Annotated in this window: 17 protein-coding genes; 15 read left to right on the top strand and 2 right to left on the bottom strand. The window is 37.2% G+C overall.

Annotation, left to right across the window (positions count from 1 at the left end; translation table 11 throughout):
- Positions 1-12 precede the first annotated feature (12 nt).
- Positions 13-1,116 (bottom strand): GerAB/ArcD/ProY family transporter, encoded by a 1,104-nt coding sequence (locus HVS_RS13835; RefSeq protein WP_101303264.1) that lies wholly within the window; start codon positions 1,114-1,116, stop codon positions 13-15.
- Between the two features lie 23 nt (positions 1,117-1,139).
- Complete coding sequence (locus HVS_RS13830) at positions 1,140-1,595, bottom strand: hypothetical protein (RefSeq protein ID WP_101303262.1); 456 nt, start codon at positions 1,593-1,595, stop codon at positions 1,140-1,142.
- A 116-nt stretch (positions 1,596-1,711) separates the two neighbouring features.
- On the opposite strand from HVS_RS13830, the gene HVS_RS17345 reads away from it, so the two are divergent.
- The 15 genes from HVS_RS17345 (at position 1,712) to HVS_RS13760 (ending at position 24,014) form a co-directional block, all read left to right on the top strand.
- Complete coding sequence (locus tag HVS_RS17345) at positions 1,712-1,864, top strand: RNA polymerase sigma factor (protein WP_242971588.1); 153 nt, start codon at positions 1,712-1,714, stop codon at positions 1,862-1,864.
- Positions 1,865-1,880: 16 nt separating this feature from the next.
- The gene (locus HVS_RS13825) at positions 1,881-2,234 is read left to right on the top strand and encodes an RNA polymerase sigma factor (protein WP_242971587.1); all 354 of its coding nucleotides are present in this window, start codon (positions 1,881-1,883) and stop codon (positions 2,232-2,234) included.
- An 82-nt stretch (positions 2,235-2,316) separates the two neighbouring features.
- Positions 2,317-3,375, top strand: coding sequence for a hypothetical protein (locus tag HVS_RS13820; protein ID WP_101303259.1), 1,059 nt, complete (start codon positions 2,317-2,319; stop codon positions 3,373-3,375).
- A gap of 137 nt (positions 3,376-3,512) precedes the next feature.
- Positions 3,513-5,192 (top strand): FAD-dependent oxidoreductase, encoded by a 1,680-nt coding sequence (locus HVS_RS13815; protein WP_101303257.1) that lies wholly within the window; start codon positions 3,513-3,515, stop codon positions 5,190-5,192.
- 222 nt (positions 5,193-5,414) lie between these two features.
- Positions 5,415-8,048 carry a dockerin type I domain-containing protein gene (locus HVS_RS13810; RefSeq protein ID WP_101303255.1) on the top strand — a complete coding sequence of 878 codons (2,634 nt, stop codon included), beginning with the start codon at positions 5,415-5,417 and terminating at the stop codon, positions 8,046-8,048.
- Between the two features lie 217 nt (positions 8,049-8,265).
- Positions 8,266-11,163 carry a glycoside hydrolase family 9 protein gene (locus HVS_RS13805; RefSeq protein WP_423230884.1) on the top strand — a complete coding sequence of 966 codons (2,898 nt, stop codon included), beginning with the start codon at positions 8,266-8,268 and terminating at the stop codon, positions 11,161-11,163.
- 59 nt (positions 11,164-11,222) lie between these two features.
- On the top strand, positions 11,223-12,587 hold the full coding sequence (gene rlmD, locus HVS_RS13800) for a 23S rRNA (uracil(1939)-C(5))-methyltransferase RlmD (RefSeq protein WP_423230870.1): 1,365 nt from the start codon (positions 11,223-11,225) through the stop codon (positions 12,585-12,587).
- A 326-nt stretch (positions 12,588-12,913) separates the two neighbouring features.
- A complete protein-coding gene (locus HVS_RS13795; RefSeq protein ID WP_101303253.1) occupies positions 12,914-14,785 on the top strand; it encodes a metallophosphoesterase family protein in 1,872 nt (623 codons plus the stop codon).
- On the top strand, positions 14,775-15,128 hold the full coding sequence (locus HVS_RS13790) for a MazG nucleotide pyrophosphohydrolase domain-containing protein (RefSeq protein ID WP_101303251.1): 354 nt from the start codon (positions 14,775-14,777) through the stop codon (positions 15,126-15,128). Before HVS_RS13795 ends, HVS_RS13790 begins: the two co-directional genes overlap by 11 nt.
- Position 15,129: 1 nt before the next feature.
- Complete coding sequence (locus HVS_RS13785; protein ID WP_101303249.1) at positions 15,130-16,038, top strand: radical SAM protein; 909 nt, start codon at positions 15,130-15,132, stop codon at positions 16,036-16,038.
- A 589-nt stretch (positions 16,039-16,627) separates the two neighbouring features.
- Positions 16,628-16,816: a helix-turn-helix domain-containing protein gene (locus HVS_RS13780; RefSeq protein ID WP_023062560.1), complete on the top strand. Its 189-nt coding sequence runs from the start codon at positions 16,628-16,630 to the stop codon at positions 16,814-16,816.
- Between the two features lie 10 nt (positions 16,817-16,826).
- Positions 16,827-19,718 (top strand): DEAD/DEAH box helicase family protein, encoded by a 2,892-nt coding sequence (locus HVS_RS13775; RefSeq protein ID WP_101303247.1) that lies wholly within the window; start codon positions 16,827-16,829, stop codon positions 19,716-19,718.
- Positions 19,719-21,662: a DNA-methyltransferase gene (locus HVS_RS13770; protein ID WP_101303245.1), complete on the top strand. Its 1,944-nt coding sequence runs from the start codon at positions 19,719-19,721 to the stop codon at positions 21,660-21,662. It begins immediately after the preceding gene.
- A 47-nt stretch (positions 21,663-21,709) separates the two neighbouring features.
- Positions 21,710-23,335 (top strand): IS21 family transposase, encoded by a 1,626-nt coding sequence (istA, locus tag HVS_RS13765; protein ID WP_242971585.1) that lies wholly within the window; start codon positions 21,710-21,712, stop codon positions 23,333-23,335.
- Complete coding sequence (locus HVS_RS13760; protein ID WP_101303243.1) at positions 23,328-24,014, top strand: ATP-binding protein; 687 nt, start codon at positions 23,328-23,330, stop codon at positions 24,012-24,014. The genes istA and HVS_RS13760 overlap by 8 nt, the downstream gene beginning before the upstream one ends.
- The last annotated feature ends 52 nt before the right edge of the window (positions 24,015-24,066 follow it).

The following is a 24,066-nucleotide window of genomic DNA, read 5'->3' as shown; positions in this document are numbered from 1 at the left end:
TTCATCACCTGTTTACATTAATTTTTTCTTTAGAGTTGATATAAAAAGAAGCAAAAGTGGCATCAAAAAAACCACACATAAGGAATAAAAGGGCTTTATAAAACTTATAAAATACATTTCTTCCATAATATTTCTCGAAAATACCATTGAATAAGTGATAAGCAAAACTCCACCGGGTATTATCAGATCTTTATATGATTTTATGTTTAAAAACCTGGCTAAACCCAATATAAATATAAAGAAAAAAACTGAAATTTTTACAAAAGCACCGCCTATCCATACACTCATTATAGTTATGTCAATTCCTCTAAAATTTTCCCCAAAGTTTGCATATCTTACAAACTCAAGGGCAGGGAGTATAAAAGATTTGGTTGCTGAACCAAATAAGGCAATTATAAGTACACCCATTTGTAGACCTGCTCCAATTATTACAAGTGAAGCTGTTACAGAACTTCTTATTTTTTTCTTATCATTTACAAAGGGTATCAGTTGAAGTATCACTATAGTTTCAATTATCCATGCCTGTATTAAAATACTTCCTCTTAAAGGCGGTACAATCCCGTCATATAGTATGGGAAGGAAGTAATTAAAATTCAATTCTTTAAAATTTAATACCGTTATGCTAATTAAAATTAAAAGCCCCAAGGGCAGAAGTATTTCATTCATCCTGGAGATGGTCTCCACTCCCTTTCCAACTGCATAGGCAACCAGTAATATAACGGTTACTATAAATATTGCTATGGGGGTTTTAGGATTGAATGCAATAAGAAAAATTTCACCTAAGCTCCTTGTTGCAATACAGGTTATTATAAATATGTAGTACAAAAAAACACCTCCTGCAAGTTTCCCCAGAGGTTTTCCTAAAATATCGCAGGAATAGTCTACAAACATTTTATCAGGGTATTTTAATGCCAGGTTTAAAAAAACATTGACAATAATTATGGATATAATGGTTCCTATTATTACTGAAATCCATGAATCCCTCCCTGCCTCCCGGGTAACAAAAGCAGGCAAAAACACATCGGCAGTTGCCAAAACTATTGTCATGAGCAAAAAGGAAAACTGCAGGACGGATATCTTTTCCCCGCCTACAGGTGTAATTTTATTTTTGGTCAAAAATACACCTCCTAAAATTTTTACTAATATGACTTATTGACTTCTATTTTCTCCAAAAAATTCTCCTTAAAATAAGTTAGGGAACTAAAGGTCAGTATATTAATAAGCAAGCTTGCAAGTATATGCCAGCTAAAGTATTCTGCCACACCGGTGCTTATTATAAGGGCTTCTAAAAACAAATACAGCAGGGAAAAAATCAGGATATTTAAAGCCTGTATCCAGGGTTTTTTAGGAACGCTTTGGAAAAACAAAGTTCCCATGACAAAAATAGGTCCAAATTTATAAAAGGCAGAGCATCCTGCCCAAGGGATTATAACATCATAAAAGTGATAAATACCCAGCTTCTGTCCGCCCCAGTCCACTATACTGCCAAGTATTAAGGCTGCTATTCCGCCAAAAATATTTCTTTTTAGTTGTTTATAGTCAATTAAAGTAAAAAACAAAATCCAGGATATAATAAATGAAATTACCCAAGGCATAGTTTTTCCTCTCAATTAATTATTTTTAGTTAGTATTAAACTATTTAAAATGAAATATACAAAAATTTTTGTTACATTAGCTAAAATAGAATATAAATATTATAGAGGTGGTCAAAATGAAGAGTTTTGAAGAACTCTGCAAGGAAAATTACGGAAGAATTTTTAAATATATATTTTCAATAACAAAAAATAAAGAAGCCACAGAGGATCTGATACAGGAAGTTTTCACAATTGCATATGAAAAAGGCAGGATTTTTTTTAAATCATGAAAAACCCGCTGGATTTTTGTATAAAACAGCCAGGAATATAACCCTTACATATATAAAGGGTTTAAAGCGCCAGGAGACTTTGGCAAAGGAATACTTGTATGAAAATGCCACTAAAGAAGGGGAGCCGTATCAAAAACTTTTAAGGGAGCAGGATCAGAAAATTGATGAGACCAGGTATACCGGACAAGTTATAGAAAGTTTAAACCCAAAGGAATACCACCTGTACAAACAGTGCTATGTAGAGGGCAAGTCCATTAAAGAAATTGCATCGGAAAAAGGTATAAGTGAAGCTGCAGTACGTATGCGTCTGGTAAGGCTTAGAAGGGAAGTACAAAATATCGTTAAGAAATTAAAATTTGATGAAAAGTAAGTTACACCAAAGAAAGTTACATTAATGTAATTTAGATATATATTAGTAAAGGCCTTTACAAGAAAGATGGAGGTGGTTTTATATGGATTATATTTCTAAATTAAAAAAAGAACTGGAAAGGGCCATCCTTATTGGTGATATTGAAAAGGCAGATGAAATATCAGACAAATTATTTAAAACACAGGGAGGCAGGGATGCTGACACTGTAATGCCCCATCAGTTTATTGAAAAAATCAAAGAAAGAATCAAAGAAAGAAGCAAAGAAAAAACAGGAGGTCAAAAAACCATGAATGTCAAGAAAATTGTAAGTATAGCTGCTGCTGCAGCTGTTGTAGCCACTATTGGCATTAGTACGTTAGCTGTCCGCTGGAATGGTGTGAAGGATTTGGTTTTCAAAAATTCTGGCATAAAAACTGCTTATACAGAAGATGATTTTGAAAGCCAGGAAGATTCAGAAAATAAAGATGTGCTGGAATCAACTGTTGAGGGGGAAGCTGACTTTATTGCACTGCAGGGGTACCCTGACAGCAATGAGTATAAAGCCAGTGTGGAATGGAATTTATTTTGCAGTGAGTACGATGCTGACGGCAGTATTTTAGCTAAAATAGGCAACAGCTCCAATGAATTTATAGAAAAATACCCTATGTATTTAGTTTACACGCAGGAAATGGCGGATAAACTGGAGGAAATTATTAACAAATACGAACTTAAACTCCATGAATCCAGGACATTTATTAGCAGCGGGGAGGAATTAATAAAAGAAGCAGGTACTGGCGACTTTATCAAGAATAACAACATAGTTCTAGGCGGCTATGTTTACAACGACAGCACTTTTCACTTTGACGGGGAAGCGGTGTTAAAAGATGGTACACAAATGGGCTATCAGTTTGGAAACTATGTAAAGGGCACTTTTTCAGACACTTATCTTAATATAGGCGATGCAAATTCGTACAGGGAGTGGGAGTATACAACAAAAAGCGGTGTAAAAGTTTCACTGGCACTTAGTGAAAATAAAGCATTGGTTATTGCGGATTTGCCGGATTCATATGTTACCATAAACCTTCTTTCAGGAACACAAAAGGGCATTACGGATAAGATGTTGGAGGAATTTGCGGATTTATTTGATTTTTCAAAAATATAATTATAGAATTTTAAACCCTATGTGCTGATATTTTCTAAAACCCCTTTTTAGGGGTTTTTGCTTTTTGTGATTAAGGGGCATATTTTTTGGGTAATTATACTTTGGATTTAACAGAAATATAAAAAGGGGTTATGAATATGGGAAAAAAGGTATTGATAGTAGGCGGGGTTGCAGGAGGAGCTAGCACCGCAGCAAGACTCAGAAGAATGGATGAAGATGCGGAGATTATTATATTTGAACGGGGAGAGTACATTTCATTTGCCAATTGCGGTCTCCCTTATTATATAGGCGGTACAATTACCGAAAGAAGAATGCTTCTTGTGCAAACTCCTGAAAGAATGAAATCCATGTTTAATATTGATGTTAGGACGCAAAATGAAGTTATAAAAATAAAAAGAGAAGAAAAACGCATTGTTGTAAAGGATTTAAAAAGTGGCAAAATATACGAAGAAAATTATGATGTTTTGGTTTTATCCCCGGGGGCAGAACCTATAAAGCCAGATATTAAAGGCATTGATGCCAAAAACATTTTTACACTCCGGAATATGAACAATGTGGATGCCATAAAAGAGTATATAGAAAACAACTCACCTAAAAGAGCCGCCGTGGTGGGGGCAGGTTATATAGGACTTGAGATGGTAGAAAATCTCTATAATTTAGGGATGGAAGTATCAATTATTGAAAAATCAAATCAGGTTTTAAACACAATTGATTATGATATGGCAGCAATAGTCCATGAATATTTAATTTCTAAAAAAATTCCTCTGTATTTAGGAGACGGGGTAAAAGAATTTAACCACAGTGAAAATGAAACGGAAATTTTACTTGAAAGCGGCAGGAAGCTCAAAGCGGATATTGTTATTATAGCTATTGGTGTAAGGCCTGATATTGCTTTTATCAAAGACAGCGGAATTGAGCTTGGCAGCAGGGGCGGCATAAAGGTTGATTCATACTTAAGGACCTCAGATCCTGATATTTATGCCGTTGGGGATGCAATAGAAGTGGAAGATTTCATAACAAAAGATGCAGCCATTATACCCCTTGCAGGTCCAGCCAACAAGCAGGGCAGGATTGCTGCAGATAATATTGTTGGGAAGAAAGTAAAATATAAAGGTACCCAAGGGACAGCAATAGCCAAAATATTTGATTTGACGGTTGGTTGCACGGGAAATAATGAGAAAGTTTTAGAAGCTAAAGGTATAAAGCACCTTTCCACTGTAACCATAACAAACTCCCATGCAGGATATTATCCGGGGGCTTTGCCTATGACTGTAAAACTTATATACTCTCCGGAAGGGGATATTTACGGCTGTCAGATTGTAGGCTTTAAAGGGGTTGACAAGCGCATAGATGTTGTAGCAGCATCCATCAGGTTTAATAAAAAGGTGTTTGATTTGACAGAACTGGAACTGGCATATGCCCCGCCTTATTCTTCTGCAAAAGATCCTGTGAACATGGCAGGTTATGTGGCAAGCAATGTATTAGAGGGGAATATGGATGTTGCCCATTGGTATGATATTGAACAGGCAGACTTGGATAAAACCATAATTTTAGACGTAACGGAGCCTTATGAAAGAAGCTTTGGGTTTATTCAAGGTTCTGTAAATATACCCTTGGGTGAAATAAGGGAAAGATTTGAGGAGCTTCCACGTGATAAGGAAATTATAATTAGCTGTCAGGTTGGGCTCAGGGCTTATATTGCATCAAAAATATTAAAGCAGAAAGGTTTTAAAAATGTCAGGGTGCTGACAGGAGGCTTCAGGCATTACAGAACGGTTATGAAATCTAAAAATACTTTGCCTATTTGGTATTCATAAAAGATATCTTATAAAGATATATCTATTTGCTGATATATAATGAATCTTTTATATATCATACCTAAAAAGGTGTATTTATAAATAAAATACCCACAATCAATTTACCCATAAATAATATACCCATCAAAAATAGCGTTGCACCCGAATGTATATATAAACATAAAGCAAACACATAACAACAAGTAAAAAAAGATTATTAAAAAATGTAGGGGGTTGTTTTTGATGGGTATTAAAAAAATCAAAATTTTTCTCTTGTTAATTGTTTTTGCAAGCATTTCCCTTTTTACACCTGCTTATCCTGTGGAAGGAGTCAGCAGTGTGCCGTACAAGTGGGATAATGTTGTAATTGGCGGCGGTGGAGGATTTGTTTGCGGTATTATTTACAATCCTACAGAAGAAGGTCTTGTGTATGCCCGTACCGACATAGGCGGTGCGTATATAAGGAACAAAGAGACGTTAGAATGGGAGCCTCTTATGGACTGGGTACATCCGGATGAGTGGAATTTATTGGGTGTTGAAAGTTTGGCTACAGACCCTGTTGAGCCAAACAGGGTTTATGTTGCAGCCGGTACATATACAAATGAGTGGACAAACATGAACGGGTATATACTCCGCTCAGAGGACTACGGTAAGACATGGGAAAGGACAGAACTGCCCTTTAAATTCGGAGGCAATATGCCGGGGCGTTCAGTTGGCGAGCGTTTAGCCATTGACCCTAATTGCAATAATATATTGTACTTTGCGGCAAGAAGCGGCAACGGTTTGTGGAAAAGTGAAGACTATGGGAAAACATGGTCAAAGGTTGAGAACTTTCCAAATGTGGGGAACTACGTAGAAGACCCCAATTATTCATATACATCTGACAATTTAGGGCTATGCTTTGTGGTTTTTGACGGATGGAAAGGTACTAAAGGAAAGCCAACCCAGGATATTTATGTGGGTGTTGCTGACAAGGAAAACCCGCTATATGTGAGCCGTGACGGAGGCAAGACGTGGAAGCCTGTAGAAGGCCAGCCTACGGAAGATACTTTTACAAGGCATAATCCGGATGCACTGACAATCGGAATACCTCATCATGCAGTTATAAACAGCAAGGGGATTTTATACATTACATATGGTGACAGGGGTGGTCCTTATCAATGTGAAGACGGTGCAGTTTATAAATATGACACAAATACAGGGGAGTGGACGGACATAACACCTCCTTCAGGTTATAATTGGGATGGTTCGCCAAAGTATGAAAACTGGTATGGGTTTGCAGGTTTAAGTGTGGATGCCCAAAATCCTGATACCATTGTGGTATCAACCCTTGAATCCTGGTGGCCTGACGATAACATTTACCGCTCCACCGACGGAGGTGAAACCTGGGATTCAATTTGGGAGTTTGGCGAATCATGGCCGTCCAGAAATTTAAAATACACTATGGACATTTCAAAGGCACCCTGGCTGTCATGGGGAAAGGAGATAAATGCTGCCAAAGGCGGTCTTATAACAGGAATGGATATAATGGACAATCCTTCACCAAAACTGGGCTGGATGATAGGGGACATTGAGATAAATCCTTTCAATTCCGATGAAATGATGTATGTAACAGGTGCTACCATTTACGGTACACGGAATTTGACTGACTGGGACAAAGGTAAATTTGTAAATATTGAAGTTATGGGAACGGGAATTGAGGAGACAGCGGTACTGAGCCTCATTTGCCCGCCTGTTGACGGCGTGGAACTTATAAGCGGCGTAGGTGACATCTGTGGTTTTGTACACAAGGACATAACAAAACTTCCGGGTATTATGATGACAAATCCTACTTTTATAAACACCACTGGTTTGGACTATGCGGAGCTTAACCCTGAAATTATCGTAAGGGTGGGTACTGCCGATAAAGAACGGTATGAAGATATTAAAAAGACTGTGGGTATTTCTAAAGACGGAGGCAAAACATGGTCGGAAGTACAGCCAAATGTCAGTTATACATTCCCTGCAAACAATCCTGATGATATTGTTCAGGGAGGAGTTGTGGCAGTATCGGCAGACGGTTCCACATTTGTATGGTCACCGGATACCAGCCAGGGGGTTATATGCTATGTAAACGGTGGCTGGAAAGCCGTTGATACACTTCCAAAAGGTGCATATGTTGCTTCAGACAGGGTTAACCCAAAAGTGTTTTATGCATATGCGGAGCATACTTTCTATGTAAGTAAAGACGGAGGTCAGACTTTTGAAGTTGTCAGTGAAAATTTAGAAGCTTATTCTGCAAAAATAAAAGCAGTTCCCGGAAAAGAAGGGCATGTGTGGATTCCCGGACCTTATACAGGACTTTCATACACAACAGACGGCGGTAAAACAATAAAGAAAGTAGATGGTGTTACAAGATGTGATGTGGTGGGCTTTGGTAAAGCTAAAGACGGGGAAGATTACCTGGCTGTTTATATTACCGGTGAAGTGGACGGGTTTTATGCAGTTTACCGTTCAGACAACATGGGCAAGAACTGGGTGAGAATTAATGACGACCAGCACCAGTATGGTTCAATAAACTATGCCATCACAGGAGACTTAAGGGTTTATGGCAGGGTTTTTGTGGCGACCAACGGAAGGGGAATTGTATACGGTGAACCTTCTTCTGACTCTCCGGTGCCGACACCGACCCAGCCTCCGAAAGATGTGGGGGATGTTAATAAGGATGGGGAAATTAATACCCTTGACTATTCATTACTAGGAAGGCATATACTTGAAATTGAAAAACTTACCGGTGAAAAGAAGGAAAGGGCAGATGTTAACTTTGACGGGGTAATTGATACAATGGACTGTGTAATTTTACAAAGGTATATACTAGAGATTATTGATTCATTTTAAATTATAAAGGGCAGTAAATTCCCCCCTGTCTCTAATTTTAAAAAACTACTTAGTCACACAAAGGCTAAGTAGTTTTTTAGTAATTTAAAAGCATTTTTTAGAAAGTTTAAAAGCATTCAAAAGGGAATTTTTATGTTATAATAACCTTGTATAAAAGGATGGTTTTTATGTAAATTATGCGGTACGGGAGGCAGAATAAAGCATGTTTAATAAGTACATGGAGAAGTTTGCAAATAAGTTTACAGGCAAAGGGAGACATATTCTAAATAAGGGAAAAAATACAATAAACAAAAGAAAAGATGTTATTACCATAGCCGGGTTTTTAATATTTTTTGTTATTATAGCCTCTGCTCTGAGAGCATGGGAAAATTCCTCTGCAAATAAAACGGAAAAAGAGACAGCGGGCTATAATAAAACCGGGACTTCAATTTTAGGAGATAATGGCAGAAAGGCTGCAGACTCAGGGGATGCAAAGGCAGGAAGCGGTTTTGCATACCTTCCCCAGGAAGAAATCCCAAAACAGCCGCCTGCAACGGGGAATTTTAATTACGGGGAAGCACTGCAGAAAGCTATTTTCTTTTATGAAGCCCAAAGGTCCGGGAAGCTCGATCCATCCACACTCCGCTTAAACTGGAGGGGGGATTCGGGACTTGATGACGGAAAGGATGCAGGACTGGATTTAACCGGTGGCTGGTACGATGCCGGCGACCATGTAAAATTCAACCTGCCCATGTCCTATACAGCAGCTATGCTTGGCTGGGCGGTTTATGAATATGAAGATGCATTCAAACAGAGCGGTCAGTACAACCATATATTAAACAACATCAGGTGGGCTACAGATTATTTTATTAAATGCCATCCGGAACCTGATGTATATTACTACCAGGTAGGAGACGGTCATTTGGATCATGCATGGTGGGGACCTGCTGAAGCTATGACAATGGAAAGGCCTTCCTATAAAGTTGATAAAAATAATCCGGGTTCCACTGTTGCAGCTGAAACTTCAGCGGCATTGGCGGTGGCGTCAATAGTGTTTAAAGATGTGGACAGCAGCTATTCCAGGGAGTGCCTGAAGCATGCAAAGGAATTATTTGAATTTGCAGATTCTACAAAAAGCGATGAAGGATATACAAAAGCCAACGGGTTTTATGACTCCTGGAGCGGTTTTTATGATGAGCTTTCCTGGGCTGCTACATGGCTGTACCTTGCCACCAATGATTCTTCGTACCTTGCCAAAGCAGAAAGTTATTCTAAAGAATGGGGGTACGAGCCCCAGACTACAACCCCAAAATATAAGTGGGCACATTGCTGGGATGATGTAACATATGGGACATACCTTCTTTTAGCCAGAATTAAGGGAGGGGAATCAGAATACAAGGAGTCCATTGAACGGCATTTGGACTGGTGGACAACAGGATATAATGGTGAAAGAATTACATACACCCCAAAAGGTCTTGCATGGCTTGACCAGTGGGGAGCATTAAGGTATTCAACTACAACGGCATTTTTGGCGTGTGTATACTCAGACTGGGAAGGCTGTGATAAGGAAAAAGCAAAAACTTATTTGGAGTTTGCCCAAAGCCAGGCAGATTATGCCCTTGGAAGCACGGGAAGAAGTTTTGTTGTGGGATTTGGTGAAAACCCGCCCCAGAGCCCTCACCACAGGACGGCGCACGGTTCCTGGGCGGACAGTCAAAGCATACCGGAAAAGCACAGGCATGTCCTTTACGGAGCACTTGTGGGAGGACCTGATTCATCGGACAACTACACAGATGATATCAGCGACTATGTATGCAATGAGGTGGCTTGTGACTACAATGCAGGCTTTGTAGGGCTTATGGCCAAGATGTACAAGATGTACGGGGGAAGTCCTGATCCAAATTTTAGTGGTATAGAGGAAGTTACAGAGGACGAGATATATGTGGAAGCAGGTATAAATGCTTCAGGGGATAATTTTATAGAAATAAAGGCAATATTGAATAACAAAACCGGCTGGCCGGCAAGGATATGTGAAAACTTATCTTTTAAATACTTTATGGATTTAGGGGATTTTATAAAAGCAGGTGGCAGCGCCGGGGACTTAACTGTAAGTTCAAGCTACAATCAGGGGGCAAAAGTTTCAGAAGTTAAGCACTACAGCGGGGATATCTACTATGTGGTTGTAGACTTTACGGGAACAAAAATTTACCCTGGCGGGCAGTCAGCCTATAAAAAAGAAGTACAGTTTAGAATTGCGGCTCCGGACGGTGTAGAGAGAAGCCCTGAGAAGGACTACTCCTATAATGGGATTACTCCAGGTTCGGTTGTAAAAACCCGGTACATGCCTGTGTATGACAATGGAGTGCTTGTATTTGGAAGTGAACCAGGGGGAGCAAGTGCCAATGCTTCGTCAAAGGCATCTACTTCCCAAAGTACTGAGCATTCAACCACTCCAAAATCTACAGCTGCACCTAAAGCTACGGTAAGTCCAAAGGCTGCTTCAACAACAACTGCAACAGCGGCTGCAACTACCCCGGCAGCTACTTCAAAAGGAGGTTCAACAGCAGCTCCGGCAGCCACCCCAAAAGGGACATCATCAACTGGTCCAAAAGGGGATTCAACAGCAACACCAAAGGCGGTTTCAACACCGGGGGGGCAAAGTGGCAGTGCCGCAGCTAGTAGGGGTGTTGTAATGGTGGAATATTCAAATTTAAACAGGGAGTCTGCATCAAATAGCATAATCCCAAGGTTCAGGATAACAAATAAAGATAACAAGGCGCTAAATCTTTCAGATGTAAAGATCAGGTATTACTATATAAATGACGGAGGGAAGTCCCAAAACTTCTGGTGCGACTGGAGCAGTGCGGGGAGTTCAAATGTTATAGGGAATTTTGTCAAACTACCTTCAGCTAAAAACGGTGCGGACACTTATCTTGAAATATCATTTGCCAGCGGGGCAGGAACACTTGCACCAAATGAAAGTGTGGAGGTGCAGGTAAGATTTGCAAAGGAGGACTGGTCAAATTACAACCAGTCAAACCATTATTCCTTTAATGCAAATGCATCAGATTATACAGATTGGAACAAAATAACGGTGTATGTTTCAGGGAAGCTTGTTTATGGTGTGGAACCCTGATTGGATGTAGGAAAAAAATACATTAATAATAAAAATACATTAAATATAAGTGGGAAAAGGTGAAGAGAACTTTGATACCGATAAAGAAAAATGAAATTCATACTGTAAAAATAAACGGGATAACTCATGACGGTCTGGGTGTTGGGAGAATATATAATTTTACTGTATTTGTAGACGGGGCAATTGAGAATGAAGAAGTGGAAATTAAAATTATAAAGCTGTATAAAAGTTATGGGATAGGGAAGCTGATGAAAATAATAACCCCTTCACCTGACAGGGTTGTGCCTTTTTGTGAAGTGTATAAAAGATGCGGCGGATGCGGTCTACAGCACATGAGTAGTGAAGCAGGACTAAGATTTAAGGAAAATCTTGTAAGGGAAAATTTAAAGAGGATAGGGAAGCTTGAAGACGTAGAAGTATACGATATAATTTCTATGGAGGAGCCTTTTAGATATAGAAACAAAGCCCAGTACCCGGTGGGAATGAAAAAGGGTGAAGTACAGATAGGCTTTTATGCCAAGAGGTCCCATGATATCATTGAGGGGCAGGCATGTGGAATCCAGCATAAGTTAGCAGATAAAGTAAAGACAATTGTTAAAAAGTATATTATAGAAAATAATGTGAGTGTGTATGATGAAACCACGGGTAAAGGCCTGGTACGCCACGTTATGACCAGGGTAGGATTTAAAACCGGGGAAGTGATGGTGGTTTTGGTTTTAAACGGGGAGAACTTGCCTAAAAAAGACGTACTGATTGATGCTTTAATAAGTGAAGTTCCAGAAATAAAGAGCATTGTTGTAAATGTAAACAGGGAAAAGACAAATGTTATTTTAGGGAATAAAAATATTGTTATTTACGGGAAAGGCAGCATTACAGATTATATAGGAAAGTATAAATTTAATATATCCCCCAACTCTTTTTTCCAGGTAAACCCTGTTCAAACGGAAGTTTTGTACAATAAAGTCCTTGAATATGCAGGGCTGACCCAAAATGAAGTTGTTTTTGACCTTTACTGCGGCATTGGCACGATATCACTGTTTTTATCCCGAAAGGCAAAGAAGGTTTACGGGATTGAAGTTGTGGAAGAGGCAATAGAGGATGCAAAGGAAAATGCCCGTATCAACGGCATTGGCAATGTGGAATTTATTTTAGGTGAGGTGGAGAAGGTTTTGCCGGGGATGGGTATAAAGGCAGATGTGGTTGTAGTGGACCCTCCAAGAAAGGGATGTGATGAAAATCTTCTTGAGACGCTGGTAAAAATGAAGCCCTCTAGGATTGTATATGTGTCGTGCAATCCGTCAACCCTTGCAAGGGATTTGAGATACTTAAGTGAAGGGGGATTTAAGGTAGAAAAAGTGCAGCCGGTGGACATGTTTCCCTGGACACAGCATGTGGAGTGTGTAGTATTGATGTCAAGGCTGTAAGCCTTTATTTTACTAGCTTTCCGGAATTACATCCAAGTTGTCTACTCGACCTAAAGGGCAAAAATGCGTACACGGGAATATATCGAGAGAGTATTTTTGAGGTGAATTTTGAGCTCAAAAATTGGTAGGGTTGAGTTGACAGGATAGATAAATCACAATTTCTGTAAGAGTTGAGGAGACAGGATTTATTTATACAAAAATAAAGATCGAATAATAGGAATAGATTACAAAGTTACACACAACTGGAATGAGAGAGGGTTTATCATACTAGAAAAATATGGTTTTATTGAATCGTTTTGTATGGTACTATATATATAAGACCCAGTATGGTAAGCAAGATAAATTCTATTTTGCCAAATATTTGTGAAGAGGTATTAAAGTACATTAAAATTACTATTTGTGTTATTGGAAATAAAAATTTTCATAAAAAGGTGATATATATGCAAATTATACAGATTTCTGACATGCATATAACTGAAGACTCAAATTTAGATTTAATAAAAGATAAAATTAGGAAATTATATATTGCTTTAAAAGAAACACTTACCAACGTTGATCAAACTGTTTTATGTATTCTTGGTGATATTGTAGATAAAGGCAATGCGAAACTATACAAGAAAGCTTCTGATATACTTTATTACATGAAAGAAATTTTCGAAGAGTTTAACCCTACTTTTGAGTTTACTCCTGGCAATCATGATTTATGTAATTGTCCATACTCACATCCTATTCCAGAGAAATGCCCAGACACAAAATGCACTTTAGAGCACTATAATAACTTTGTTAAAAATTTTGATAGTAGCTATGATCACACCTATACCTTATTACGAAAAGAATATGACGATGTCGATTTGCTTTTGGCAAATTCTGTACATCACGGAAATTGTAAATACGGTTTACTAGATTTTGAGGCGCTCAGGATGATAGAACTTCAAAAACCCACACTGCTTGTTACTCATCATACTTTTCTAAGTGAAAGTGATACGGATATAGCACCCATAAGAAATGCATACAAACTGTTTGATGAAATAGAAAAAAAAGAGATAATTGGTGTGTTACATGGGCATACACATGGCTATAAAGATATAACAATTGGTAATAAATGCCGTGTAATTGGGGTAGGCCCCTTTTTAAAAGATATACCTAATATAAATAATCAAGCTAATTTAGTTACTGTTACTCCTTCAGGAATACAAAAAGTATTAAATTATTTCTATAGAAGTGATCTGGATCAATATGTCTCACGTAGTGTGTATACTCGGGATAATTCCTTATATAAAGGTTCAAACATAGAAAAACTATATTATGAAATTGTATCAGATGCTAAAAACACTGGGGTTATTCCTAATTTTCACCTAAATATAAATATGTCGTTTAAGGAATTTAATGATGAAATAGAACGGATTTTTCATGAGGATATTAATACAGCAAAGATGTGGCAAGATACAGAGCAAGTTCCAGAAAGTCTCTATTACAATCATGGGCAATATATGAAATATAATAATATAACTGCAATAGATTTTATAATTAAAGAACTTAAAAGCAAAGCTACAAGCAGCAGAGCAATTATTCCATTAATCAATTTTGAGATGGTTGTAAAAAGTGGAGATGGATTCTTACCATCTTTCGATTTGGTTCAGTTTGGTTTTTTAGCTGAAGATAGAACCCATCTTTTAGCCACTCTATACTTAAGAGCTCTGGAGGTCAGACATTTTTTAAAAATTAACTTATGTGAAATATATCTTATGTGCAAGCAAATTGCGGATGAGATTCGTTCTATTGAAAGGATTAATATAAATATATTTGCTTTTAAAGCACAGTATAAAGAAACTTTTGGTTGCTTTAAACGTGCCGAAATTGATAGAATTGATGAGTCTGAAATAGTATTACTCTTAAAGGAAGATCTCAAGAGTATAGTACATTTACTTGAGGAGAAAAGGGATCTTAATGAGACTGTTATAGAAAACAAAGGAATGACCAGCTTTTTTAAAGCATTACAAGCGATAAATAAGCGACGCACTATTAAGACAGAAATACTTCAGCAAGCTAAGTCAATTCTTGACATAATGGAAAAGTTGAAGTCAGAACGAGAAAAAACCTCGAACTATACTTTAATACATCAAATAGAAAGTCAAGTAAATGAGCAATTTAATAAAATAATTGAAATGTTAAGAGAAGGTGATATTTATGAATATTAATCAGTTAATTGATATACAAAAGCAGTTTGATTCTAAGCATAGAGGAAAGTTTGATTGGGCACAAAAAATAGATGATGAGAATATAGCAACTCTAGAGTATTTACTTCTTTGCCTTGTAGGAGAGTTTGGTGAAGCTACTAACCTAGTTAAAAAAGTTCTAAGGGGTGATTACAGTCTTAATGATATAAAGCCTCAGCTAAGTGAAGAGATAGCAGATATATTTATTTATGTATTAAAACTTGCTTATCAACTTGATATAGACATTGAAAAGCAATTCCTTGAAAAGGTAGATAAAAACAAACGTAGATTTTTAAACTTCGAGATGAAAGAAAAGGATATGTAACATGGAAAAAGAATATGAAATTCAAATCGAAATAGAGAACAAGTGTTATTTAGATTGCCTTCATTGCTCCTCACTATCAATGCGTCATTCAGCATCAAATCCGTTTTCGGAAGAAGAATTGATGAACTTCTTTCAGCTATTTAATGTCCCTTTACATATATACTTCACTGGTGGTGAGCCGTTAGCAAACCCTAATCTTACAACATTAATAAAACTTGTAAAGAGTATTTCTACCGATGTTAATGTGGGAGTTTATACCTGTGGAATTCTAAAAGACACGACATCAATTGATGAAGAGTTCGCAGAAAAGCTAAAAATGGTGGGGCTTGATGATTGTTATGTTTCCTTATACCATTGTGACTCTGAGAAGCACGATCTGATAACAAATAGGAGTGGTTCCTATTGGGCTACTATACAGTCCATTCATAATCTTATTGATAAAAAAATAGATGTTAAAGTACATTTAGTTATAAATCGTTACAACTATCTAGAATTGGATAAAATAATAACAAATACTCTTAATCTAGGAGTAAAACAAGTGCGCTTATTGCGTATAGTTAAGGCTGGCGCTGCAGTAATAAATTGGGAAACAGTTGGCTTGCCCTTTGATGAGCAAAATGCTGTTATCAAAAGGATAATTGACAACATTGATAAATACTCTGGTTGTGTTACGATCTCTGGATTTCCAGAGGAAATTGCTTGCCGCCCGGCACCACAAGCGATAAAATGTCAAGCGGGGACGCATCTATTATATGTAACTAATACTAAAAAGATATACCCATGTGCGTGTACTAAGAGTGACTTAACTTTTTTAATAGGTTCCATAAACGATTTGGATAAGATAAAGCAATATCTTGAGATACAACAGGACTGTTTATATAACGAATATTGTCTTCATCCGCTACTCTGAACTGGACTATAAACGACTAGCTTTATATGTGTTATGGTAACTACAGGTTTGATGAACTTAATTCTGTTTTAACAAACTGGAAATTCTAGCAAGATTAATTGTTATGCAATAAACGTTGACATGTTCCCGCGAACGGTGGTTTTTCAAAAATGTACCGAAAACTCATTGACATGTTCCCACGTACAAATGCTATAAAAAATGGCCCGCAGACATCAATTCCATCAACTCGACCCATGTGGAGTGCGTAGTATTGATGTCGCGGCTGTAAGCCTTGATTTTACTGGGTTTTCGGAAGCACATCCAAGTTGTCTACTCAACCTAAAGGTTCAAAATACGTACATGGGAACATATCGACGATTATTTTTGAGGTAAAATTTGAACTCCAAAATTAGCAGGGTTGAGTTGACAGAATAGATAACGGCCTTTTTTCATAGGGGTTGAGGAGACAGGATGGATGTACATTTAATGCAGGTATACTCATTTTCTGAAAAGACTTTATTTATTATGTATATAGTTGTAATATGTTGAAATTGTTCGTTTTTTCGCATATAATAAAAATTGGAATTTTGTGTTCTGCGAGGTATTCATAATGGATTACTTAACGACAAAACAAGCAGCTGAAAAATGGAATATATCCCCACGCAGAGTTCAAGTTTTATGCGAACAGGGGCGTATTAAGGGCGCTGTTCGTTTGGGTTGGGCGTGGGCTATACCAAAGGATGCGGAAAAGCCTGAAGATGCGAGGCGTAGAAGGAAATTAAAGGAAAAACTGAGGTGAGAAAACGATAATGTTTTATAAGATGATTCAGAGAAAAAGAGATATGTGGTACTCTTCTTCAGAGTGTACCATTGATGAATTGATATCCTACATAGTTAATAAAGGTGAAATGCGCGACGTACAAATTGATGCAATTAAAACTTATTTGTATTTAAAGATAGCTTGCGAAAATAAACCACTGTGGGAATTATTCTCCAGAGGCTATTTTAACAATTTAAATGTTGATGATTTAGAAGTTAAAGCTTCATTAAGAGAGAAATTGCAAAACAATCCGGCAGCGCTAGCTTTGTATGAGTATTCTACCTTGAAAAATGAGAAAGATGAACAAGTTTCAGAAAAGTTGGAAAAGGCAATAATAAATGAAATTGATAATATAGATTTTGTGGATATATTTAAAAAAATCTTTTACAATGTGTCATACACAGATTACCTTTTTAGTCTGCCTATGGGAGCTGGCAAAACTTATTTAATGGCAGCTTTTATATATTTGGATTTGTATTTTGCTGTAAACGAGCCCGATAATAATGCATTTGCTCACAATTTTATTATATTTGCACCATCAGGCCTAAAAAGTTCTGTAGTGCCCAGCTTAAAAACTATTAAAAAATTCGATCCTCTATGGATTCTTCCCGATCCTGCTGCCAGTGACATTAAGAGAATCATTAAATTTGAGATTCTTGATCAAAATAAAGCGGAAAAAAGAAGTAATAAAACAAGAAATCCAAATGTACAGAAAATTGCCGCCTATCAGCCTTTTGATCAATTAATAGGTTTGGTTGCCATAACCAACGCTGAGAAAGTAATCTTAGACCGCGTTGAAGTCAGGGATGGACAATTAAGTTTATTTGAGGATAGCGAGGATGAAAAGGACAGGCAGGCTAATGAACTTAGAAATCTGATTGGGAAAATTCCAAATATGGCGATTTTTATTGATGAGGTGCATCACGCTTCAACAGATGAGATTAAGTTGAGAGCAGTAGTAAACGATTGGATGGAAAAGAACAATACGATCAATTCTGTTATTGGATTTTCGGGTACACCGTATTTAGATAAGGCATATCCTGTTGAAATAACGAAAACTTTGAATATAAAAAGTATAGAAATTGCCAATACGGTATATTATTACCCGCTAATTCAAGGGATTGATAATTTCTTAAAGCGTCCTGTGGTTAAAATTTCAAATCAAGAAGATAGTCTTCAAATTATTGAAGATGGAGTAAGGGATTTTTTGAACACTTATAAGGATAAGACTTACGCGGGAGATTTGACATCCAAATTAGCGATATACTGCGGTAAAGGAAAGCACAAAAGTGCAATTGATTATCTGGAAGAAGAAGTTTACCCTTGTGTAGCAAAGATTGTGGAAGAATACGGGATGGATCCCAAAGAGACTATATTAAAGTATCATAAGGGGAATAAGAAGCATCCCATATCTGCCGAAAGCAAGCTTGAATTTGAAGCGTTGGATATGCCATTTTCAAAAAAACGCATAATACTTCTTGTGCACATAGGAAAGGAAGGCTGGGACTGCCGTAGCTTAACTGGGGTTATCTTGTCGCAAAAAGGCGATTGTCCCACTAACATGGTGTTGCAGACTTCCTGCAGATGTTTGCGTCAGGTTGAAAAAGGCAAACATGAATCGGCACTGATTTGGCTTAATCAATACAATGCCGAAAAACTTAACATGCAGCTTGAGAAGAAGCATAATATCTCGATTAGAGAATTTGAAAAAGGTGCAAATAAAGCTGATAAAGAGATTAAGCGTTACAGCCGGATGGATTATTTAAAACTCCCGAAAATAGACTATTATCAGCTCAGAGTACATTATGATTGCATTATTAAGGGAAAACCCCAAATTTTGAACCCGAAATTATCGGATGTTATTACTCCAGAAAGTAAACAAGCCTCCATAGTAAAAATTCAGGATTTTGAACAAAGACTTCTGGGAATGGATGTAAAAAAAGCAATGGAGACTGAACCTGTAAATTATAACCGATGGTTATATGATATTAGCAAGGAAAGTTTTGGTATGCTGCCAGTTTCGATATTGAGGCAACATGATGAGTTTTTGCGCCAGATTTTTAATGAGATCACATTGTTGAAAAATGGTGTTAGATATTTCAGTTCAGTTTTTAACATTAAGATAATTAATCAAAATATACGCAAGCTATTTTATGAAAAGCGTGATTTGCGAACCACAGAGGAGGTTATCCCACAGGATGCCCGCCTTCTAAAAATTGAAAGCCTGACATCACCAGTGAATAATTCTGAACCGGAAAGCTATTATCCACCGCAGGATATAACGGAGAAAATTATTCTAGAAGACAAAGGGCAGCTAAAACCTGATAAAAAGGCTATGGAAATGATGAAGCTTGCTGAGGAAACCGAAAATTGGGATATTCTTAAACAACTAAAATCGAAATATATGTCTCACCCTGAAAAAGACCGCTCTTTCCACTATCTTCCTTATAGGCTGGATAGTAATTTTGAAAGGCTTTTATTAAAGCAGGTACTTGCATTAGCTGCAGCAAAAAAACGAAATCTCGAAATATATTATAACGGGGACAACTCGCTGACTGAATTCAAAATTCGCTGTTATAAAGGAAGCAGTGGGCGTAAACGATATATTGGTACGTATACACCTGATTTTCTAATTATCAAACGTAAGAATGGGAAAATTTATAAAGCAATAATTGTTGAAACCAAAGGAAGTTTATATGCTAAAGACGAGATCTTTCAGTTAAAGAGAACCTTTGTTGAAAAAGAGTTTATAGAAATCAATCAAAATAAAGCCGGGTATCCGAAGTTTAAGTACCTGTATTTAGAAGATAGTTTGACTGAATCCGAGCTCATAATAAAAACAGTAAGCGCAATTGAAGATTTTTTCGAGGAGGAAATGTAAATGGCAATTAAATATGTTCCATATTATCCTGATCCTGTCGAAGGACAAGCTATATTGGATAATTTTAAAAGAATGCTAAAATATAAAGGCGCAGGAGATGTTAAGAGAAGACTTGAACGAGGAATGCCTTTGTATGAACTGAAAAAAGTTGAAACTGTCGGTAAAAACCCGAACGGTAATATGTTAATTCGCGGGGAATGTATATCAGCTTGTGCATATCTGAAGGAACAAGGAATTGAAGTAGACCTTATATACATAGACCCTCCTTTTGCAAGTGGAGCTGATTATGCTAAAAAGGTATATATACGTCGTAATCCTAAAGTTGCGGAAGTGATAGCCCAAGCAGGAAAGGAACTGGACATAGAAGAGCTTAAAACTTTTGAAGAAAAAATGTACGGTGATATATGGCGTAAAGAAGATTATCTCAATTGGATGTATGAAAACCTCATGGCAATTAAAAGCGTTATGAGCGAAACGGCATCAATATTTGTACATTTAGATTGGCATATAGGGCATTATGTGAAAATATTGATGGATGAGATTTTTGGAGAAGATAAGCTGATTAACGAAATAATATGGTATTATCCGGATAATTTCCAAGGTAATGTAAAAGGTTTTGCAACAAACCATAATAACATATTTTGGTATAGTAAAAACGAAACATATATTTCTAATAAAGTTATAATTCCACTTGATAAGCCAGTTAAGAGAGATAAACGAATATGGTCAAAAGAGTTGGGAAAATTGGTTTCTGCACGTAACGATGATGGGACTTTGATATATGAAGAGTTTACAGAAAAAAAGGCAGATGATGTTTGGACTATAGGACAAACATCAGTAACTAAGTCTACTAGTAATGAATATATGGATTATCCGACTCAGAAACCAGAAGAATTATTAAGAAGAATAATAGAAGCTTCTACTAATGAAGGTATGCTTGTTGCTGACTTTTTTGGTGGCAGCGGAGTTACTGCAGCGGTTGCAAATAAGCTTGGTCGTCGCTTTATTCATTGCGATATCGGCATTAATTCTATCCAGACAACCCGTGACAGGCTTATAGCAGACAAAGCTGAGTTTGATATTTATGAAATTAAGGACGGAGTATCTTTATATAGAAACCCAACCCAAACAATGGAGAAGATAAAAAAATTAATACCCGGACTTAAGAATGAAAAAAGTCTAGGTGACTTCTGGGCAGGAGCTATATCTGACAGTAAGCTGGGTCTGGTACCCGTATATATACCAAACTTAATGGACAGCAGTTCTAAATTGCTTGACAAAGCAATGATGTTCCGCATTATGCATGAGGCTATTCCTGACCTTCCATCTAATGTAAAGAAAGCAATTATTTATTATGTTGATGTCGATAATTTAGAGGAAATTCAAAAATTTATTGATGATGAAGAAGATGTCATTATTGAAATTGAATTGCGAGATTTGAAGGACATACTTGACGATGCGGTATTTGAAGATTATGCTGAGTTTAAAGTTTCAAAAGTACAGGAGTCGCTCATTCCGGAGTATATAGTTGAAATTACTAATTTTCAAAGTGACAGGGTTAGCCGAAAAATCGATGAGTATAACCAGAAAGGATATGCAAATACATTAATTACATCCGATGATGAAGACATAGAAGATGATGATTACGAAGATTACAATGAAGACGGTGAAAATGTTGTGCCTAGCAAGAAAAAGTTTACCCCTATTTTGATTAGCGAAACTGGACTTGAATTAATTGAGTATATTTCTCTTGACTGTACTAATCAGGACGGAGTTTGGCACAGTGACAGCGAGATTAAAATTGACAAGCTTGGATATGTTATTGTAAATGGAACCAAGACTAAAAATTTTTGGGATGGGACCATCAAATGTGAGAAAAAACCTTTGAGGCTAAAGATCCGTAATATTTGTGGCGACGAAACGATATGGAATTTATCAGTTTAACCTAGCAAATCTGTGGAAGACATATTGTATTTTATGAAATTACAATAATGAAGAATATAATTTGCCTTTTTCTAAAAACACCCATACGGGTGTTTTTATATATGGTAAATTTGATTTATCAATCCGGAAAAGGAGTTGATGCCTATGATTGCACTGCTAAAGGCATAGATTTTATAACAAAACCAAAGGAGGAAATCAAAATGATCGGCATTGAACAATACCGAAAAATCCAGGAGTACAAAGCACTTGGACTTGCTCAGACAAAAACCGCAAAAGCACTGGGGATAACCTATTCTTCTGTCAGTAAATACTGGATTATGAGCGAAGAAGATTATGTAAGGGAAGCTGAAAATGAAAGGTACCACATGGATAACTATCGTCAGTACATACTGGAACATTTGAAAATTTGTCCACAAATGAGGGATACAAACATCTATCTCAAATTGGTGGAGGCCTTCCCTGATCTACAAGTTAAACGAGCTACATTCTACCGCTATATGAAAGCCTTAAGGGAACAGCACGGTTATCCGCATGCCAGTAAACGTAAAACCTCACCCCGTGAAATTTCTCCACCGGGATATGAAGCGCAGGCGGATTTTGGTCAATACAAACTTAAGGACATGTACGGGCGAATTGTACGAATATATTTCTTTTGCATGGTTCTGAGTTATAGCAGAATGAAATTTGTTTATTTTTCACCGGATCCCTTTACAACCAAAACTGCCATTAAAGCTCATAACTATGCATTCCAATATTTTGGAGGAAGTACACAGACTATTCTTTATGACCTTGACCGTGTCTATGTAGTCAGTGAAAATCTGGGGAATATCATATTCGTACCCACATTTGAAGAATATGTTAGGCGTATAGGTTACAGTGTTTCGCTATGTAGACCAAGAGATCCTCAAAGTAAAGGCAAGGTTGAAGAGGTGATTGGATACATAAAGCAAAGTTTTCTTGAGGGCAGGATATACACCGGAATTGATAGCCTTAACAGTGCTGCCCTTGCATGGTTAGATAGGGAAGGCAACGGGCGAATACATACTGTGACCAGAAAAGTGCCGCGTGAAATGTTCATGGAAGAGCAAAAATACCTGCTCCATGTCAAACCTTATTCCGAAGTATCAAGCACTGTTGCCTCCTTTGATAAGGATGGAGTTGTAAATTATAAAGGCAACCGTTATCTGATTAATACAGGTATGATGGATGCTCATAAACGCATTCGCATTGAAGATGATGGTGAAATGCTTTTGTTCTATGACGCTGAAACAAATGATTTATTGGCTAAATATCCAGTCACAGAAGATACCGGGCAATTGTTCAAACCAGAAGAAAATTACAGCAGAGACAGGGTTTCTTTAACCATCATAAAACAATATTTTGCAGAATACGAAATAGCTCAGGAATTCATTCGGCTTATGGAGTTACAGCAACCAAAATATTTTAATTCCCATTGTATTCGAATAAACCGGATGACGAAGTTTTATACAATTGGACAATTGCTTGATGGAATAGAATACTGCATTGATACTGAACGCTGCAGTGCCTATGAGCTTTTGGCTTATCTCATGTATCAGTACGGAGAGCATATAGCTAAGAAGTTTTTGCCGAATCAGCAGTATTTTAATCATTTGGCGAGGAGTAAAGAAATAAGGAGGGAAATCGATGGCTGATATAACAGAAATCCGTGAATTGGCCCAAAAGCTCAACCTTTGGAATATCGCAAGGGGATACATTGATTTGAATGATGAGAAACTATCAAACCTTGACTATCTTAAGATGGTGTTAGAAAAAGAATTGGAGATTAGGGCCAGACAAAAACACACCAAGCTGAGGAAGGCAAGTAAGCTTCCAAACAAAGCATTTGACGCATCGAATTCAAACAAGGGCTTAAAATGGCAGATTAAACAGTTATCCAACCTGACATGGCTTAAGGAAGAGCAAAACTTAATCCTGCTGGGAAAATGCGGGACGGGTAAGAGTGGTCTTGCAGCGCAGCTTGGAGAAACTGCAATCAGCAATGGATATAAAACCTATTATGCGCCTTTTGATAATTTTATCGCAGTGGCAGAAAAGAAAGCCACAAATCCAAAAGCAGAAGCGATCTTTTCTTATATGCAGGAATGTGACTTAATTATTATTGATGATGTCTTTTATGTGGAACCAACCAGGGCAGAACTGCAGGTTTTCTACCGGGCAGTTACCTTTCTTAATGAAACCAGAAGCATTATTTTTATAACCAATCGTGAACTGTCAGCATGGATAGATGCAGTTGAAGACAAGCACCTTTGCCAGACTTTATTGGACAGAATGACGGTCAATTGTCAGATTGTTCGCTTGACTGACAAGTAAATAAAAACACTCACTTCTTTTTTAATAGGGGCAAATACCTCGTTTGAAAACA

The sequence above is a fragment of the Acetivibrio saccincola genome, from assembly GCF_002844395.1.
GTDB lineage: Bacteria > Bacillota > Clostridia > Acetivibrionales > Acetivibrionaceae > Herbivorax > Herbivorax saccincola.
This window is presented reverse-complemented; position numbering and strand designations above follow the sequence as displayed.

Bases quoted from the DNA above. Each gene is read 5' to 3' on its own strand.
- HVS_RS13830 (WP_101303262.1), bottom strand. From the start codon at position 1,595: ATGCCTTGGGTAATTTCATTTATTATATCCTGGATTTTGTTTTTTACT.
- HVS_RS13795 (WP_101303253.1), top strand. From the start codon at position 12,914: ATGGTAAGCAAGATAAATTCTATTTTGCCAAATATTTGTGAAGAGGTA.
- HVS_RS13770 (WP_101303245.1), top strand. From the start codon at position 19,719: ATGGCAATTAAATATGTTCCATATTATCCTGATCCTGTCGAAGGACAA.
- HVS_RS13815 (WP_101303257.1), top strand. From the start codon at position 3,513: ATGGGAAAAAAGGTATTGATAGTAGGCGGGGTTGCAGGAGGAGCTAGC.
- HVS_RS13785 (WP_101303249.1), top strand. From the start codon at position 15,130: ATGGAAAAAGAATATGAAATTCAAATCGAAATAGAGAACAAGTGTTAT.
- HVS_RS13790 (WP_101303251.1), top strand. From the start codon at position 14,775: ATGAATATTAATCAGTTAATTGATATACAAAAGCAGTTTGATTCTAAG.
- HVS_RS13760 (WP_101303243.1), top strand. From the start codon at position 23,328: ATGGCTGATATAACAGAAATCCGTGAATTGGCCCAAAAGCTCAACCTT.
- HVS_RS13780 (WP_023062560.1), top strand. From the start codon at position 16,628: ATGGATTACTTAACGACAAAACAAGCAGCTGAAAAATGGAATATATCC.
- HVS_RS13775 (WP_101303247.1), top strand. From the start codon at position 16,827: ATGTTTTATAAGATGATTCAGAGAAAAAGAGATATGTGGTACTCTTCT.
- istA (WP_242971585.1), top strand. From the start codon at position 21,710: ATGAAGAATATAATTTGCCTTTTTCTAAAAACACCCATACGGGTGTTT.
- HVS_RS17345 (WP_242971588.1), top strand. From the start codon at position 1,712: ATGAAGAGTTTTGAAGAACTCTGCAAGGAAAATTACGGAAGAATTTTT.
- HVS_RS13810 (WP_101303255.1), top strand. From the start codon at position 5,415: ATGGGTATTAAAAAAATCAAAATTTTTCTCTTGTTAATTGTTTTTGCA.
- HVS_RS13805 (WP_423230884.1), top strand. From the start codon at position 8,266: ATGGAGAAGTTTGCAAATAAGTTTACAGGCAAAGGGAGACATATTCTA.
- HVS_RS13820 (WP_101303259.1), top strand. From the start codon at position 2,317: ATGGATTATATTTCTAAATTAAAAAAAGAACTGGAAAGGGCCATCCTT.